Source organism: Cellulophaga omnivescoria, from assembly GCF_001999725.1.
In the GTDB taxonomy this organism is placed as follows: Bacteria; Bacteroidota; Bacteroidia; order Flavobacteriales; family Flavobacteriaceae; genus Cellulophaga; species Cellulophaga omnivescoria.
On record NZ_MDDP01000023.1, the window covers coordinates 115,441 to 131,923 of the forward strand.

Consider the following 16,483-nt stretch of genomic DNA (forward strand, 5'->3'; position numbering starts at 1 on the left):
CATTATAAACATTTTAGTTTACCTAATTTTGTAAATATGAAGATTTACCCAATAGAAACAGGCAATTTTAAGTTAGATGGCGGTGCAATGTTTGGCGTTGTTCCTAAAGCTATATGGACAAGAACTAACCCGGCAGATGCTAACAATATGATAGATATTGCTGGCCGTTGCTTATTAATAGAAGACGGTAACAGACTTATACTTATAGATACTGGTATGGGTAACAAACAATCTGATAAGTTTTTTGGCTATTACTATATGTGGGGAGACCATACCTTAGATAATTCATTAAAAAAATTAGGTTTTAGTAAGGATGATATTACAGACGTTTTTTTAACACACTTACATTTTGACCATTCTGGTGGCTGCGCCGTTTGGAACAAAGATCGTACAGGTTTTGAAGTTGCCTTTAAAAATGCAACATTTTGGACTAATGAAAACCATTGGAATTGGGCAACAAAACCTAATGCACGTGAAAAAGCATCGTTTTTAACAGAAAACATAATGCCAATGCAACAAAGCGGACAATTAAAATTTTTAAAGCCAAATCAGCATCAATTTGAAGCCAAATCTGAATTAGGTTTTGGTATTTTTTATGCAGACGGACATACAGAAAAACAAATGATTCCGCACATACAATACAAAGGAAAAACCCTAGTTTTTATGGCAGATTTACTACCAACAGTTGGGCACTTACCTCTACCCTACGTTATGGGTTTTGATACTAGACCTCTGTTAACCTTGTCTGAAAAAGAAGTGTTTTTAAACTCTGCAGCAGATCATAATTATTATTTGGTATTAGAACATGATGCACATAATGAAATTTGCACTGTAAAGCACACAGAAAAAGGAGTTAGACTTAATGAAACATTTACATTTAATGAGCTTTTTAACTAAGCTTGTAATCCACCATACTCCAACATTTATCAATAAATTACTAAATTCATCAAAATAATAAATACACAAATTAAATTAACATAATATGAATATCAGACTATCAAAATCTGTTTTAAGCCTATCAGCAGTTGCTTTAATAATGGCTAGCTGTGGCTCTGCACCCACCTTAATTTCTACTCCTGTAGAAAATATAGATGCTTTACCTTTAAAAGTATCGGAACTTACAGAGCAACAAAAGCAAAACTGGGGTCACGCAGATCTTGCTACAGACACTATACCAGGTATGAGTGTAGACAAAGCCTACAAAGAGCTTATTGGCAATAAAAAAGGAACCAAAGTTATTGTAGCTGTTATGGACTCTGGAATGGATTTAAATCATGAAGATCTTAAAAATGTTCTATGGACTAATAAAAAAGAAATTCCTGGTAATAATATAGATGATGATAATAACGGTTTTATTGATGATGTTCATGGATATAACTTTTTAGGAGATTCTTATAATGAACAATTAGAAAGTGCTAGAATTGTAAGATTAGGTCTTGGCGATGCTGCATTACAAGCTAAAGCTAAAGCAGAAGTAGAAGCAGACTATGCTGAAGCTTTAGCTGGCAAACAAAGATATGAGCAAATTTTACAAGCTGTAAAAAATGCAGATGAAGCTGTAAAAAAAGAACTAGGTAAAGACAGTTATACAAAACAAGATTTAGCCAGTATAACTGCAAAAGATGAAACTATGCAACGCAACTTGGCTGTATTAAACCAAATGTATTCTTTTAGTAGCTCAATCCCTGAAGCTATAAAAAATATTACCGGTGGTATTACTTACTTTACAGACCAAGTAAATTACAACTTAAACAAAGATTTTAACGGTAGAGAACCTGTTGGTGACAATCCTTATGACATTACAGACACTAAATATGGTAATGGTAACCCAATTAACACTGTAGATACAGAAAGCCATGGTACACACGTTGCCGGTATTATTGCAGCAGAGCGTAATAATGGTAAAGGTGCTAACGGTGTTGCTAATAATGTAGAGTTAATGAGCATTAGAACTGTACCTAACGGTGATGAATACGACAAGGATATTGCTTTAGGTATACGTTATGCAGTAGATAATGGAGCTAAAGTTATAAACGCAAGTTTTGGTAAAGCTTATTCACCAAAAGCAGAATGGGTTTATGAGGCTTTAAAATATGCTGCAGAAAAAGATGTACTTTTTGTACATGCTGCAGGTAATGATGGTGCTAATTTAGACGATTATGAAAACCACCCTAATTACCCAAATGACCAAATAAAAAATGGTGCAGAATTTGTAGATAACGTAATAACAGTTGGTGCTTTAGCTAACAAATACGGATCTACAATGCTTGCAGATTTCTCTAACTACGGTAAAATTAATGTAGATGTTTTTGCTCCGGGTGCAGAAATTTACTCTACAATGCCAGGTAGTAAATATGAGTATATGGGAGGAACATCTATGGCTTCTCCGGGTGTTGCTGGTGTTGCTGCAGTTATAAGATCACAATACCCTAAATTAACAGCTGCACAGGTTAAAAAAATAATCATGCAGTCTGGTATAGCAATTAAAACTAAAGTTGTTCTTGGCGGTGATCCATCAAACAACAATACATTAGCTAATATATCTACATCAGGTAAAATGGTAAATTTATATAACGCACTTTTATTAGCTGAAAGCGTTTCTAAAGGACAAGTAAAACTATAATTATGAAAAAAATATTAATTGCGGGGGTAGCAGCGTTAACAACCTTGTTTTCTCCTTTATCTGCACAAAATGGTTCGTATTGGCAACAACACGTAGACTATGCTATGGAGATAGATATGAATGTTGAAAATTACCAGTATGATGGTACACAAAAATTAGTATACACTAACAACTCACCAGATGAGTTAACGCGTGTATACTACCATTTATATTTTAATGCTTTTCAGCCAGGTAGTGAAATGGATGCTCGTTTACACAGCATTGCAGATCCTGATGGAAGAATGACAGATAAAAATAAAAATAGCAGAATTGCTACTTTAAAAGAAGATGAAATTGGTTTTATTAAAGTTTCTTCTTTAAAACAAGATGGTGTTCCTGTAAAATACAGTGTAGAAGGTACTGTTTTAATAGTAGAATTGGCTAAACCAATAGCTGCTGGTTCTAAAACTACTTTTGATATGGTTTTTAAAGGTCAGGTTCCTGTACAAATACGTAGATCTGGACGCAATAGTAGTGATGGTGTCTCATTATCTATGACACAGTGGTACCCAAAATTAGCAGAATATGATTTTGAAGGTTGGCACGCAGACCCTTACATTGCTAGAGAATTTCATGGTGTTTGGGGAGATTTTGATGTAAAACTTACAATAGATAAAAATTATGTTGTTGGAGGTAGTGGTTATTTACAAAACGCTAATGAAATAGGCCACGGATATGAAACTCCTGGAACTAAAGTAAAAAAACAACGTGGTAAAAAATTAACTTGGCACTTTAAAGCGCCTATGGTACACGATTTTATGTGGGCAGCAGATCCAGATTATATTCATGACACACTACAAGTAGAAAACGGACCATTATTACACTTTTTATACCAAGGTAACGACCCAGAAATTAAAGCAAATTGGGAAAAAGTACAGCCTAAAGCTGCAGAAATGATGCAGTTTTTTAGCAAAAACATTGGTAAATACCCATACAAACAATACTCTATTATACAAGGTGGAGATGGTGGTATGGAGTACGCTATGAGTACTTTAATTGCTGGTGGTAAAAAGTTTGGTAGCCTTGCTGGTACAACAGCACATGAAATGGCTCACTCCTGGTTTCAGCACATATTAGCTAGTAATGAAGCTAAACATGAGTGGATGGATGAAGGTTTTACAACTTTTATTTCTTCATTATGTATGAACGAGGTTATGGACCAGAAAAAAGACAATCCTTTTGAAGGATCTTACCGTGGTTATTATTACCTAGTAAATTCTGGTAAAGAACAACCACAAACTACACATGCAGATCGTTATCATGAAAATATGCCTTATAGTATAGCTGCTTACAGTAAAGGTTCTATATTTTTATCACAATTAGGTTATATTATTGGACAAGAAAACTTAATGAAAACAATTCGTAAGTACTACGAAGACTTTAAATTTAAGCACCCAATACCTAACGATATTAAAAGAACCGCAGAAAAAGTATCTGGTATGGAGCTAGATTGGTATTTAACAGACTGGACACAAACTACTAATACTATAGATTATGGTATTACAGAAGTTACAGAAGCCAACAATGCATCTACAGTTTCTTTAGAAAGAATTGGTTTAATGCCAATGCCTTTAGATATTTTAGTTGTTTATACAGATGGTACACAAGAAACTTTTTACGCTCCTTTACGTATGATGCGTGGAGAAAAAGAAAATCCTTATGCCAACTTAAAAAGAACTGTATTGCCAGACTGGCCTTGGGCAAACTCTAACTACAGCTTTACTATTAACAAGCCAAAAGCAAGTATTAAAGCAATTGTTATAGACCCATCTAACCTTATGGCAGATATTAATAAAGAAAACAACGTTTATCAGGCAGAGTAAAATCTTCATGTTAACAACTATCAAAATCCGTTTAGAGTTCAGCTTTAAACGGATTTTTTTTATAATTCTAAAACAGCATCAAAAAAGATAAAAAACTAATAGATAGTTAAAAATAGTAACTTTATAATACCTTTGCTTTTTAGTAAAGAAGTGGTGTTACTGTAAACACTCATTTTTTATATAACTAGATAATTAATACATTTTTAATGCCTACGCAAGAACAACCAAACACTCCTAATTTTAAGTTTCCTACCAAAGAAAAATTAAAAAGTAAAAAGTTAATTGGAGAATTGTTTGAAAATGGAAAAAGTGTATCTAGCTACCCAGTTAAACTAATTTACTTGCCTTGCACATTAGAAAACACCCCTTTAAAAGTTGGTGTAACTGTGCCTAAACGTAATTTTAAAAGTGCTGTAGACCGTAATAGAATTAAAAGATTATTACGAGAAGGTTACAGACTTAACAAACACGTAATTTTTAACAACATAGATAAAGATTTTGCGTTACTATTTTTATACCTTGGTAAAAAGAAGCCAAACCATACTGAAATAGAGAAATCTGTTGCAGAAGTGCTTGCCAAATTTTATAAGAAAGTAAACAATGAAGAACGTACTTAAAAAAAGAATAATTATACCGGTTTTTGCCGTTTTTATTTTAATAGGAGCCAGTAGTTTTAAAGGCGATTTTTTTGAAATAGCAAAGCAAATAGAAATTTTTACTACGCTCTTTAAAGAGTTAAATATGAATTATGTGGATGAAACCAATCCGGCAGAATTAATGGATAATGCCATTAAAAATATGCTAAACGGTTTAGATCCATATACCCGCTTTTTAAATGAACAAGATGTAGAAGCTTACCGTATTAATAATGCTGGTAAATACTCTGGTATTGGTGCTACTGTACGTACTTACAAAGATAAAATGCTAATTATAGAAGCCTATAAAGACCTACCTGCAGATAAGGCTGGTTTAAAGGCTGGTGACGAGATTATTAAAATTGGCGATACCGATGTTGCAACTTTTAAAGATGATGCAACAGAGCTTCTAAAAGGTGCCAGTAACACTGGTGTAACCGTTGTATACAAAAGACAAGGTAAAACAAACACCACAACAATTAACAGAGAAGATATAGAAGTAGACGCTGTACCTTTTTACAAAATGGTAGATGAAACTACAGGTTACATTGTGTTAACAAAGTTTAACCAAAAAGCATCTTCACAAACAAAAGAAGCTTTGATAAACCTTAAAAATGAAGGTGCCAAAAAAATAATATTGGATTTAAGAGGAAATCCGGGTGGTTTATTGTCCGAAGCTATAAACGTTACCAATTTATTTGTTCCTAGAGGAGAACTAATTGTAACCACAAAATCTAAGGTTAAAAAGTTTAATAAAACATACACTACAAGAAACGCTGCTGTAGACACAGAAATTCCTTTGGTCGTACTTGTAAATGGCTCTAGTGCTTCTGCTAGTGAAATTGTTTCGGGTAGTTTACAAGATTTAGACAGAGCTGTAATTGTTGGTGCGCGTAGTTTTGGTAAAGGTTTGGTACAAAGGCCTCTTAAACTTACTTATGGTACGCAATTAAAAGTTACCATCTCTAGGTATTATACACCTAGTGGCAGATGTATACAGTCTTTAGATTACTGGCATAGAGATGAAAACGGTAAAGCCGTAAAAAATACTAAGTTTAATGAGTTTAAAACCAAAAACGGACGTAAAGTACAAGATGGTGGAGGTGTTTTACCAGAAATACAAATTACTGCTGCTAAAACAAACTCACTTACAAAAGCACTTATTGTTAACAATGTTATTTTTGACTACGCAACCAACTACTATTATAATAATAAAGTAGCTTCAATTACAGATTTTAAGTTAACAGATACAGATTTTACTGCTTTTAAAAGCTTTGTAGAAGCTTCTAATTTTTCTTTTGAAACTGAAACAGAAAAAGCACTTACTGCCGCTATAAACAGTAATGATACCGCTATTTTTGGTGATGATATACAAGAAAAATATAAAAGTCTTTTGGTAGATATCAATAAAAATAAAATTAAAGCACTAGATAAATACAAAACAGAAATTGTAAAAAATATTGAAGACGAGATTGTAAAACGTTATTTTTATAGAGAAGGTTTGTATGAGTATTACTTATCTCATGACGATGCTATTTTAACAGCAACAGAATTACTTAACAACCCAAGTAAATACAACGATTATTTAAAGTAGAATACGTAAAAATACTATGTCTGTTTACCAAAAAATGGCCAATATTGGTCAAAAACTATTTTCTAAACATATACTTTTTAAATACGGATTTAATTATTCGCCTATGTACAGGAGAAGTACAGGTAAAATAATTGAAATTACTAAAGATTTACTGCACATAAAGGTGAAGATTCCTATTAGTTGGAAAAACAGAAATTATGTAAATTCTATTTTTGGTGGTAGTTTGTTTTCTGCTGTAGACCCAATACCTATGATACAGTTGTTGTATTTAATTGGTGATGATTATGTGGTTTGGGATAAAGCTGCAGATATACGTTTTAAAAAGCCTGCTAAACAAAATGTTTTTGCAGATTTTACTTATACTGAAGAGGAACTACAAGATATTAAAAAATGCATTGCTGCAGAAAACGAAATTGAGGTTAAAAAAACTACCGAAATTAAAAGTGAAGATGGTACAACTACCTTTTGCGTGGTACATAAAACCATTTATGTAGCCAACAAAGAGTTTTACAAGCAAAAAATGAAAAATAGAAAAAAACAAAAGGCATAATATTAGTTTATATAAATAAAAAAGAGACCTAAAATAACTATATTTTAGGTCTCTTTTTTTGGTGTATTTTACACACTTTACTCTACAAAAAGTGCAGCATTTTTAAGTTCTAAAATAGCTTCTGTATTTTGGTGTAACATGCGGTTACTTTGTAAATATCTGTTTAAATTAAACTCATCAAAATTAGTAGCGTCTTTATCTATACTACTAATATGTACACGTCCAGAGGAATGTATAAATTGGTTGTTACCAATCCACATACCAACATGTACAACTTTTTGTTTAGTAGAATCTGTTGCTGGTCTTCCAAAAAACAATAAATCGCCAACTGCTAGCTTACTAAAATCTTTATCTTTATCTACTACTGTACCTGCATTTACTTGTTGTGATGCATCCCTTGGTAAAACCATACCATTTAAAAAGTATATAGTTTTGGTAAAACCGCTACAGTCTACTCCTTTACTAGATGTACCTCCCCATAAATACGGTAAACCCATTAATTGTTTAGATGTTGCTACTAAAGATTCTTGCGATGGGTTTAATGCTTTTAACCAATTATTGTACGTTTGTGCTTCGTCTTTTTTAACAAATGCAAGTCTACCATCTGGGTATTTTACTTGGTAAAATAAGCCTTCTTCAGCTACTAATTCTAAAATACTACCAGCTACTAAATCTGAAACAATTTCTTGACCTGTTGTTGACGCGTAAGAAAAACCTGTAGTATTAGTATATATTATTTTTTCTGTTGCTTTCCAGTTTTTATAATCGTTATTCTTTAAAATTTCTATGCCACCTTTATCTACCCACGCTATGTAATTATCTGGTGTTTGTATAAGATACCAATCGCCATCATTTTTATACACTTTTACTGGTGTACCCAAAGTTGCTTGTGTGGCAAGTTCTTGTGAGTGTCCTGCTTTGCTTCTTAAATTAGCAACAGAAATTTTTACAATGGCCCAATTGCTATTTTTAAATTCTGCTGTTGGTAGTAATTGTATACTATCTATATACTCAATTTTAGCCTCATTTAGCTTGGTTTTAAGCTCGTTTACCGCTTTTGGTAGGTTAGATTGTCCTGTTAAAATAAAACTATTGTTAACAGCTTTATATTCAATATTAAAAAGAGCAACACGTTTGTCTGGAGCATATGTTGTTTTTACATCATCTATATATTCTAAAACAGGATTTTCTACTTCTGTAACTACTTCATTTTTACAACTACCCAAAACCATTATTGTTGCAAGTGCTATTAATGGAATTTTAGAATTGATATTCTTCATCATTTTTGTGCGTGTTTAATTGAAAGAGTGAAATTATGAAAATTTTATTTTACTGTAGACAAAATGAACATTGTAATGTTAATAACTACGTTAAAGTACTGTTAATCAATATATAAATTAGGAATTTTGAGTTTATTTTATTATGTTGATAACTATGATAGAGACAGATAAAATTGAAAATACAGCGTTTATAAAAAAATCTATAGGTTATTTAGAATCTAGAGGATTTACAAATATCAAAGCAGATGTAACAGATTGTGAAATACCAAAATCTTACATTAGAAAAAATACTGGTGATAAAGTAACGCCAGATATTGTTGCTATGAAAAACGGGAGAAAATATTTTTTTGAAATTAGCTTAAAGTCAGATAAACCTAAACTTTTAAAGTCTAAGTGGCTGTTTTTAGATACTTTAAGTAGAATGAACTCTAACAGATTTAGAATTATTACTACCAAAGGACATTTTAAATTTACCGATACAATGTTAGAAGATATAAACCTTACCAATAAAACACCTATAAAAATTTAGTGTTTGTACATTACCATATGCGGTATGCCGTCTTCTAAATATTCTGCTCCTTCTTCTTTAAAACCTAAATTATTATAAAATTTTAAAAGGTATTTTTGAGCAGATATTTTTATCGTTGTTTGTTGTAGGTAACTTTTTACGGCAGTAATAGATGCTTCCATTATTGCATACCCATATTTATGTTTCCTTTCAGATTTTTTAACTACTACTCTACCAATACTAGCGTCATTAAAATAATCTCCAGGTTTAAATATACGTGTATATGCAACTAACTCGTTGTTTTTAAAACCTAAAACATGTAGAGCTTTAAAATCCTTACCATCTATATCTTGGTAAACGCAATTTTGTTCTACAACAAAAATCTCTGATCTAAGTTGTAGAACTGCGTATAAATCCTTTGTAGTAAGCTCGTTAAAACTTTTAACACTTATTACCATATAAAGTATTAATTACATGCTATTTTTTCTACCCTGTTTTGGTGTCTTCCGCCAGCAAATTCTGTATTTAAAAATGTAGTAACCATTTCTAATGCCTGCGGTAAAGAAACAAAACGTGCTGGTATACTTAATATGTTTGCATTGTTATGCTCACGTGTTAAAGACACAATTTCTTTAGTCCAGCATAAACCAGCTCTAACATTTTGGTATTTATTGGCTGTCATAGAAACACCATTGCCACTACCACATATAAGGATACCAAAATCTACTTTTTTTGTATCTACATCTGCAGCTACTGGGTGCACAAAATCTGGATAGTCTACACTATCATTACTATCTGTACCGTAGTTAGTTACTTCTATACCTTTAGATTTTAAAAGTTCTAATACCGCAAATTTATACTCTGTACCGGCGTGGTCATTACCTATAGCTATATGCATTATATTGTTTTTTGTAGTTTTACAATACAAAAGTACAAATACCATTGTATATCCTATTCTAAAATTGTTAATAAATACAAACCCCCATTTTTACATACATTTTTGATTGTATCACATACAACTAACAAGTTGTTCACAACACTTTAATAAGTATACAAAACATAAATTTTGTTTTTCGTAAAAATTGTTGCATTATAGCATAGAATTTCTTCAACCAAATCTATTTTTTACTTTTTAGATAAAAGATATTAAGACTATTGTTAATAATGTAAACAATTTTTTAGCGGTTAATTATTAAAAATTTGATGTTAATAGAAGTTGTTAATAACCGTTAATAATTATGGTAATAGATTGATTTCTAAATAAAAAGTTAAAAATAAACACTTAATAACTTTACAATAAATTTACATTACTGTTCAACACAAGAAATATTACATAATTTTATTGTAGATATTAACACACTATTATAATCACCATTTTTTTTTAAAATTTAATAAAAGAAAAATAGTATATTATATATATGTTTATAACAACGTTTTCTTTACTAAAAAATTAAGAAACTGTTTAATTAGATAAGAGTAGATTATAATTTGTAATTTACCAGAAATAAATAAAATGAATGACTAAGAAAAAAAAAGGACCTAAAAACCAAGACCGTAATCTTATTACTAAAGGTATATTTACGGTATTAGAAAAAGATCCTAATGCTAGTTATAACTATAAGCAAATTGCTGCTAAATTAGGAATAACAGATGCAAATAAGAGAAATATACTAGTAAAGAGATTAGTACAATTAAAAGAGAAAAAAAGAATTATAGAAGAAAGTAGAGGCAAATATAAAGCTGTAGCTAGAGATACTAAAACTTACCATACAGGTAAAGTAGATATTACTAGTAAAGGAAATGCCTATATAGTTATAGAAGGTTTAGAAGATGATGTATTTATCTCTAGCAATAAATTAAAAAAAGCTTTTCATAGAGATATTGTAGAAGTATATATTTTTCCTAGAAGAAAGGGAAGAAAATTAGAAGGTGAAATCACTAAAATTATTGAAAGAGACAAAACTAACTTTGTTGGTATTGTACAATTGCAAAAGAATTACGCTTTTGTAACAGCTACAGATTTTAGAATGTATACAGATTTTTTTATTCCTAAGGAAAAAATTAATGATGCTAAAGATGGTGATAAAGTCATTGTAAAAATGAATGATTGGCCAGATGATGCAGACTCACCCTACGGAGAAATTGTAGAAGTACTTGGTAAACCAGGAGAACATAACACAGAAATACATTCAATTTTAGCAGAATACGGATTGCCATATGAGTTTCCGTTAGAAGTAGAAAATTATGCTAATAAAATTGATACATCTATAAAACCAGAAGAAATTGCAAAACGTAGAGATATGCGAGATACGCTTACCTTTACTATAGATCCTAAAGATGCAAAGGATTTTGATGATGCATTGTCTTTTGTAAAATTAGAAAATGGTAATTATGAAATAGGAGTTCATATTGCAGATGTATCACATTACTTGCAACCAGATACCATCTTAGATGATGAAGCTTATGACAGGGCTACATCTGTATATTTAGTAGACCGCGTGGTACCAATGTTACCAGAAGTTTTATCTAACAATGCTTGTTCTCTAAGACCAAATGAAGAAAAATATACCTTTTCTGCAGTTTTTGAGATTAATGAAAAAGCAGAACTTATTAACCAATGGTTTGGTAGAACTGTAATAAACTCTAATGAACGTTTTGCTTATGAAGAAGCACAACATATAATAGAAACTGGTGAAAATACCATTCCAGAGGCTATTTCTATTAGAGAAAACGGAGCTTATAGTGTTAGTAATGAAATTGTGGATGCTACGCTTACATTAGATAAATTAGCAAAAATTATGCGTGGTAAACGTATGAAAGCCGGAGCCATTTCTTTTGATAAAGTAGAAGTTAGGTTTAGTTTAGATGAAGACGCAAACCCAACTGGTGTTTACTTTAAAGAGTCTAAAGATGCTAACAAACTTATAGAAGAGTTTATGTTACTTGCTAACAGAAAGGTAGCAGAATTTATTGGCAAACAAAAACCAGAAAAAACATTTATATATAGAGTTCATGACGAACCTAATGAAGAAAAATTAGCCAATTTAAATGGTATTATTTCTAGGTTTGGTCATAAGCTAGATTTTAAAAGTAAAAAAACTATAAGTAGCTCTTTAAACCAATTATTAGAAGATGTGAAAGGTAAAAAAGAACAAAATTTAGTAGATACGCTTGCTATACGTAGTATGAGTAAAGCTATTTATACCACAGATAATATAGGACATTACGGTTTGGCTTTTAATTACTATTCTCATTTTACCTCTCCAATACGTAGGTATCCAGATGTTATGGTACACCGTTTATTACAACATTATTTAGATGGTGGCGCAAGTGCAAAACAAGAAGTTTATGAAGAAAAATGTAAACATTCTTCAGATATGGAAGGTTTAGCAGCAAGTGCAGAAAGAGATTCTATAAAATACATGCAAATTAAATTTATGGATGATCATAAGGATGCTGAATTTGTTGGTGTAATTTCCGGAGTAACAGAATGGGGTATTTATGTAGAAATTATAGATAATAAGTGTGAGGGTATGGTTCGTATAAGAGATATTAAGGACGATTACTATACTTTTGATGAAAAAAGCTATTCTATAGTAGGGCAACGTACAAACAACAGCTACCAGTTAGGAGAGCAAGTTGTGGTTATGGTTAAAAGTACAGATTTAGTAAAAAGACATTTAGATTTCTCATTACTTAGAAAGGCAGAATAAAGTATTTTTGGAACGAAATTTGTAAATTAGATTAGGAATTATACCTAAAAACAACAAAATGAATAAGTTAACCTTATTTACGTTTATATTTTTTGCTATTAGTTTAGTAAATGCACAAAACGAGAAAATTACACAAAAGCTACAAAATTTTTCAGAGGTTAAAGCTTTTGATGGATTATCTGTAAATCTTATAAAGTCTACTAAAAATGAAGCAGTTATAACTGGTGTTAACACACAAAAAGTTGCAATTGTTAATAATGATGGTGTTCTAAAACTACGTATGGAATTGGATAAAATTTTTAGTGGTTATAGAACTTTTATAGATTTGTATTATACAGATAATTTAACTGTGATAGATGTTAATGAAGATGCCAGAATTAGCTCTAATGAAACTATAAAACAAGATTTGTTAGAGTTAAAATCTCAAGAAGGTGGAGAACTAATTATAGATGCTAACGTAACACAATTATTAGTAAAATCTGTTACTGGCGGGGTTATTACATCTAGAGGAAATGCTAAAAACCAAGATATAAAAATTAATACCGGTGGTATTTATTACGGTAAAAATTTTAAAACAGAGCTTACCACAATAAGTGTAAATGCGGGTGGTAATGCAGAAATTAATGCAGCTAAATATGTACAAGCTACTGTAAAGGCTGGCGGTGAAGTTTTGGTTTATGGCGACCCAGCTAAAATGGATGAAAAAACTGTTTTTGGCGGTAAAATTATTAGAAAATAAGAAAAACTATTACATGTTAGATGATATACAGGCAGCAATACCATTAGGCTTTTTCTTAAGTTTTATGATTGGTCCTGTTTTTTTTGTTCTTCTAGAAACCAGTGCTGTTAAAGGTTTTAGAGCTGCATTGATGTTTGATCTTGGCGTTATTTTAGCAGATGTATTATTTTTAACTGTTGCTTATTTTAGTAGTTACCAACTATTAGAAAACCTAAGTAATTTACCAGGATTATATATTTTTGGTGGAGTTATATTACTTGTTTATGGCATAATTGTAATTATAAAAAAACCTGTAAAAGAAAAGCCAACTCAACTTAAATCTAGTAAAAGTGCATACCTAAGTCTATTTGTTAAGGGCTTTTTATTAAACTTTATAAATATTGGTGTTTTGGTGTTTTGGTTAGGTGTTATTTTAGTTGTAGGTCCTAGTCTAGATAACAATCCTAACAGAATTTTAGTTTTCTTTTCTGCTATGTTAGGCACATATTTTATTACAGACATAATTAAAATTTTATTGGCTAAACAATTAAAAAGATACTTAACTCCAAAACGTATTTTTTTAACTAAAAAAATACTAGGTATAATACTTGTTATATGTGGTTTGGTATTAATAACCAAAGGATTTTTACCTAAGGACCAATTAAATATACAAGAAGGATTAGAGTTATTAGAAAAATAATTGTTTAAAAACTATTGTGTTTAAAAATGGAATTGGGGTCTGAACTAGAAAAAATAATAGCAAATAGTAGACTTGTAGCAATAGATTTAAATTCAGAGTATATTTCTTCTTTTCATTTTTTAATAGCTACTTTACAATCTGATAATATTGCTCAAAAAATATTTAAATCTTACGATTGGAAATTTCAGAATTTAATAGAATTATTAAAATCAGATGATAAAAAAATAGTAGCAAAGTATTATCTAACCAAAGAGTTTGATGCTATTTTAAGAAACGGTTCATTTTATGCTCGCATTTATTCAGATATAAAAGTAAATCCAGAACATATAGTACTTGCTATGCTAGCTAATAAAAATAGCTATGCTGGTAACTATTTAAATGAAATAGAAATGGATTATTTTAAATTTAAAAAAGAATGTGAGAAAATTAGAAGTATAAAATCTAATAAATTTCTAGAATTTTTTGGGAGCAGTAAACGTTTAGTTTCTTTAGGATTACTTTCTATTATATAAAATAGGTTTTTAAACTCTAAAGTACTGCTGTACTTTTAATCAAGTATTTGTAATTATTTGATTTTAAGATAGATAATTTTGTAGCTATAACTACAAACAAAAAAACCTCCACGTTAGTGAAGGTTTTTGAGGCATCGAGCAGATTCGAACTGCTGTACAAGCTTTTGCAGAGCTCTGCCTAGCCACTCGGCCACGATGCCATTTTTTGGACTGCAAACTTACAAAAATAAATTCATAAGCAAATAAGTTTTTTTAAATCAATTTTGCATTTTTTTTCGAGGCATCGAGTGGATTCGAACCACTATGCTAATCCTTGCGGGATTATGTCTATCCATTTCGACCACAATGCCATTTATGCGGGGGAGAGTTCAAATGTACATATATTTATATGTATAAAAAATTTACTAATATGCAGTTTAACGAGTTAATTGCAATGTTATCGAAACCATTTCTACATCTCCTCCTATTGGTGGGTTTAATTTAGATACCTTTACTTCAGACTCGGTTACAATTGGTATTTCTTTAAAAATACGATCTATGATACGTTTAGCTACATGTTCTAATAATTTAGACCGTATAGCCATTTCTTCTTTTACTATATGGTTTATATGTACATAATCTACAGTATCTACTAACTCATCAGTTACAGATGCCTTAGTTAAATCTGCATTTACGGTAACATTTACTGAGTAATCGCTACCAATTAAGGCTTCTTCATTTAAACATCCGTGGTAAGCATATGTTTTAATAGTACTTACAGTTATTTTTCCCATTTGTTTTAGTTTATATGTGCAAACTTAACTAATAGAATTAATAAATACTTAGTAAGTACATCTACAATTACTTAATCCTTGAAATAAATCTACACCAATTGTAATAACATGTGTACCTGTACTGTAATTTAAAATATCGTTTAAAATTATTTGGTAAGAGTATCCAAAGTAGTAGTTATCTTTTTTTAAACCTGCAAAAGGTGCCAAATACAATGGTTTTCCAATTTGATCATTTAAAAATCTGTAGTTTACACCAGCATAATAATAATCTTCAAAATCGTATTTTCTAAACTTAAGGTTTAAATCAGTTTCAGATCTTCCATCACTTTCAAACATTTTATAAAGTACAGATGGTTCTATTTCCCAATCGCTATTTCTACTTTTTTTGTATCTGTAACCAGTATACAAGTAATAGTTTCTTAAAGCATTTGGCTCAAAAGTTTCATTAAAGTTTGATATATCTTTGTTAACAAGGTTGGATACGTTTAAACTAGCATAAAATTTATTAATTCTATACATAAGTCCAACATCAAAGTTATGGTTTGTAGTAGACCTGTCATCCGTTACAGCATTGTCTGGGTTAGCAATTAGGTTAAACTCCTGTATGTCTAATCTAAATTGGTTAAAGTTATAAGATATACCAAAGGATAAAAACTCGTCTTCATACCTATCTAAAGTTAGGTGGTGTGCAAAAGAAATTCTTGCACCTTGTTGTTTAGTGTATCCGTTTTTATCGTTATATAAAAATAAACCTAAACCAGATTTATTCCCAATTCTGGCATCTGCAGCCAAAGACTGTGTCCTTGGTGCATCTTCAATACCTACCCATTGAGCAAGACCGTTCATTCTAATTTTTACATGATCGCCAATACCTGCGTATGTTGGTGATAAAACAAATGGGTTATCTGCTAAATACTGTGAGAGCTGTGGGGAATTTAGCTCCTGTGCATTTGATAGCATTGTGCCAGCAAATAATGATAAGATTGCTAATTTAAATCGCATAATTATAGGTTAA

General features: G+C 30.7%; 16 protein-coding genes and 1 tRNA gene. 11 read left to right on the plus strand and 6 right to left on the minus strand.

Going from position 1 to position 16,483, the window contains the following annotated elements; all coding sequences use genetic code 11:
- Positions 1-36 precede the first annotated feature (36 nt).
- The 6 genes from BFJ87_RS11265 (at position 37) to BFJ87_RS11290 (ending at position 7,264) form a co-directional block, all read left to right on the plus strand.
- Entirely contained in the window at positions 37-897 is an 861-nt protein-coding gene (locus BFJ87_RS11265) for an MBL fold metallo-hydrolase (protein WP_077404358.1), read from the plus strand.
- 85 nt (positions 898-982) lie between these two features.
- A complete protein-coding gene (locus tag BFJ87_RS11270) occupies positions 983-2,623 on the plus strand; it encodes a S8 family peptidase (RefSeq protein WP_077404361.1) in 1,641 nt (546 codons plus the stop codon).
- A 2-nt stretch (positions 2,624-2,625) separates the two neighbouring features.
- Positions 2,626-4,485: a M1 family metallopeptidase gene (locus tag BFJ87_RS11275; protein WP_077404364.1), complete on the plus strand. Its 1,860-nt coding sequence runs from the start codon at positions 2,626-2,628 to the stop codon at positions 4,483-4,485.
- A 206-nt stretch (positions 4,486-4,691) separates the two neighbouring features.
- Positions 4,692-5,102, plus strand: a complete 411-nt coding sequence (gene rnpA, locus BFJ87_RS11280; protein WP_077404367.1) for a ribonuclease P protein component — start codon at positions 4,692-4,694, stop codon at positions 5,100-5,102.
- A complete protein-coding gene (locus BFJ87_RS11285) occupies positions 5,086-6,714 on the plus strand; it encodes a S41 family peptidase (RefSeq protein WP_077404369.1) in 1,629 nt (542 codons plus the stop codon). The genes rnpA and BFJ87_RS11285 overlap by 17 nt, the downstream gene beginning before the upstream one ends.
- Before the next feature lie 16 nt (positions 6,715-6,730).
- Positions 6,731-7,264 (plus strand): DUF4442 domain-containing protein, encoded by a 534-nt coding sequence (locus BFJ87_RS11290; RefSeq protein WP_245799628.1) that lies wholly within the window; start codon positions 6,731-6,733, stop codon positions 7,262-7,264.
- Between the two features lie 77 nt (positions 7,265-7,341).
- Here BFJ87_RS11290 and BFJ87_RS11295 read toward each other — a convergent pair whose 3' ends face one another.
- Entirely contained in the window at positions 7,342-8,547 is a 1,206-nt protein-coding gene (locus tag BFJ87_RS11295) for a C40 family peptidase (protein ID WP_077404372.1), read from the minus strand.
- A 151-nt stretch (positions 8,548-8,698) separates the two neighbouring features.
- On the opposite strand from BFJ87_RS11295, the gene BFJ87_RS11300 reads away from it, so the two are divergent.
- On the plus strand, positions 8,699-9,073 hold the full coding sequence (locus BFJ87_RS11300; protein ID WP_171974505.1) for a hypothetical protein: 375 nt from the start codon (positions 8,699-8,701) through the stop codon (positions 9,071-9,073).
- Here BFJ87_RS11300 and BFJ87_RS11305 read toward each other — a convergent pair.
- Together BFJ87_RS11305 and rpiB are read right to left on the minus strand one after the other, a co-directional pair.
- Entirely contained in the window at positions 9,070-9,510 is a 441-nt protein-coding gene (locus BFJ87_RS11305; protein WP_077404377.1) for a GNAT family N-acetyltransferase, read from the minus strand. The genes BFJ87_RS11300 and BFJ87_RS11305 overlap by 4 nt on opposite strands.
- A gap of 8 nt (positions 9,511-9,518) precedes the next feature.
- Positions 9,519-9,950: a ribose 5-phosphate isomerase B gene (rpiB, locus tag BFJ87_RS11310; protein ID WP_077404440.1), complete on the minus strand. Its 432-nt coding sequence runs from the start codon at positions 9,948-9,950 to the stop codon at positions 9,519-9,521.
- 619 nt (positions 9,951-10,569) lie between these two features.
- On the opposite strand from rpiB, the gene rnr reads away from it, so the two are divergent.
- The 4 genes from rnr to BFJ87_RS11330 are packed head-to-tail and all read left to right on the plus strand — an operon-like array spanning position 10,570 to position 14,695.
- Complete coding sequence (gene rnr / locus BFJ87_RS11315) at positions 10,570-12,765, plus strand: ribonuclease R (RefSeq protein WP_077404380.1); 2,196 nt, start codon at positions 10,570-10,572, stop codon at positions 12,763-12,765.
- Positions 12,766-12,823: 58 nt separating this feature from the next.
- Positions 12,824-13,504 (plus strand): head GIN domain-containing protein, encoded by a 681-nt coding sequence (locus BFJ87_RS11320; protein ID WP_077404383.1) that lies wholly within the window; start codon positions 12,824-12,826, stop codon positions 13,502-13,504.
- 13 nt (positions 13,505-13,517) lie between these two features.
- Positions 13,518-14,183 carry a LysE family translocator gene (locus BFJ87_RS11325; protein WP_077404443.1) on the plus strand — a complete coding sequence of 222 codons (666 nt, stop codon included), beginning with the start codon at positions 13,518-13,520 and terminating at the stop codon, positions 14,181-14,183.
- 26 nt (positions 14,184-14,209) lie between these two features.
- Positions 14,210-14,695: a Clp protease N-terminal domain-containing protein gene (locus tag BFJ87_RS11330; protein WP_077404386.1), complete on the plus strand. Its 486-nt coding sequence runs from the start codon at positions 14,210-14,212 to the stop codon at positions 14,693-14,695.
- Positions 14,696-14,824: 129 nt separating this feature from the next.
- Here the strand turns inward: BFJ87_RS11330 and BFJ87_RS11335 are convergent.
- From BFJ87_RS11335 to BFJ87_RS11345, 3 genes are all read right to left on the minus strand, one after another.
- Positions 14,825-14,895, minus strand: a tRNA-Cys gene (locus BFJ87_RS11335).
- A 216-nt stretch (positions 14,896-15,111) separates the two neighbouring features.
- Entirely contained in the window at positions 15,112-15,468 is a 357-nt protein-coding gene (gene folB / locus BFJ87_RS11340) for a dihydroneopterin aldolase (protein WP_077404388.1), read from the minus strand.
- A 48-nt stretch (positions 15,469-15,516) separates the two neighbouring features.
- Complete coding sequence (locus BFJ87_RS11345) at positions 15,517-16,470, minus strand: PorP/SprF family type IX secretion system membrane protein (RefSeq protein ID WP_077404391.1); 954 nt, start codon at positions 16,468-16,470, stop codon at positions 15,517-15,519.
- Between the last annotated feature and the right edge of the window lie 13 nt (positions 16,471-16,483).

What these genes read in the sequence shown, in the direction of transcription:
- BFJ87_RS11270 (WP_077404361.1), top strand. Translation starts at nt 983, where the DNA reads ATGAATATCAGACTATCAAAATCTGTTTTAAGCCTATCAGCAGTTGCT.
- BFJ87_RS11305 (WP_077404377.1), bottom strand. Translation starts at nt 9,510, where the DNA reads ATGGTAATAAGTGTTAAAAGTTTTAACGAGCTTACTACAAAGGATTTA.
- BFJ87_RS11325 (WP_077404443.1), top strand. Translation starts at nt 13,518, where the DNA reads ATGTTAGATGATATACAGGCAGCAATACCATTAGGCTTTTTCTTAAGT.
- BFJ87_RS11285 (WP_077404369.1), top strand. Translation starts at nt 5,086, where the DNA reads ATGAAGAACGTACTTAAAAAAAGAATAATTATACCGGTTTTTGCCGTT.
- BFJ87_RS11275 (WP_077404364.1), top strand. Translation starts at nt 2,626, where the DNA reads ATGAAAAAAATATTAATTGCGGGGGTAGCAGCGTTAACAACCTTGTTT.
- BFJ87_RS11290 (WP_245799628.1), top strand. Translation starts at nt 6,731, where the DNA reads ATGTCTGTTTACCAAAAAATGGCCAATATTGGTCAAAAACTATTTTCT.
- BFJ87_RS11345 (WP_077404391.1), bottom strand. Translation starts at nt 16,470, where the DNA reads ATGCGATTTAAATTAGCAATCTTATCATTATTTGCTGGCACAATGCTA.
- rpiB (WP_077404440.1), bottom strand. Translation starts at nt 9,950, where the DNA reads ATGCATATAGCTATAGGTAATGACCACGCCGGTACAGAGTATAAATTT.
- BFJ87_RS11300 (WP_171974505.1), top strand. Translation starts at nt 8,699, where the DNA reads ATGATAGAGACAGATAAAATTGAAAATACAGCGTTTATAAAAAAATCT.
- BFJ87_RS11320 (WP_077404383.1), top strand. Translation starts at nt 12,824, where the DNA reads ATGAATAAGTTAACCTTATTTACGTTTATATTTTTTGCTATTAGTTTA.
- folB (WP_077404388.1), bottom strand. Translation starts at nt 15,468, where the DNA reads ATGGGAAAAATAACTGTAAGTACTATTAAAACATATGCTTACCACGGA.
- BFJ87_RS11265 (WP_077404358.1), top strand. Translation starts at nt 37, where the DNA reads ATGAAGATTTACCCAATAGAAACAGGCAATTTTAAGTTAGATGGCGGT.
- BFJ87_RS11330 (WP_077404386.1), top strand. Translation starts at nt 14,210, where the DNA reads ATGGAATTGGGGTCTGAACTAGAAAAAATAATAGCAAATAGTAGACTT.
- rnpA (WP_077404367.1), top strand. Translation starts at nt 4,692, where the DNA reads ATGCCTACGCAAGAACAACCAAACACTCCTAATTTTAAGTTTCCTACC.
- rnr (WP_077404380.1), top strand. Translation starts at nt 10,570, where the DNA reads ATGACTAAGAAAAAAAAAGGACCTAAAAACCAAGACCGTAATCTTATT.
- BFJ87_RS11295 (WP_077404372.1), bottom strand. Translation starts at nt 8,547, where the DNA reads ATGATGAAGAATATCAATTCTAAAATTCCATTAATAGCACTTGCAACA.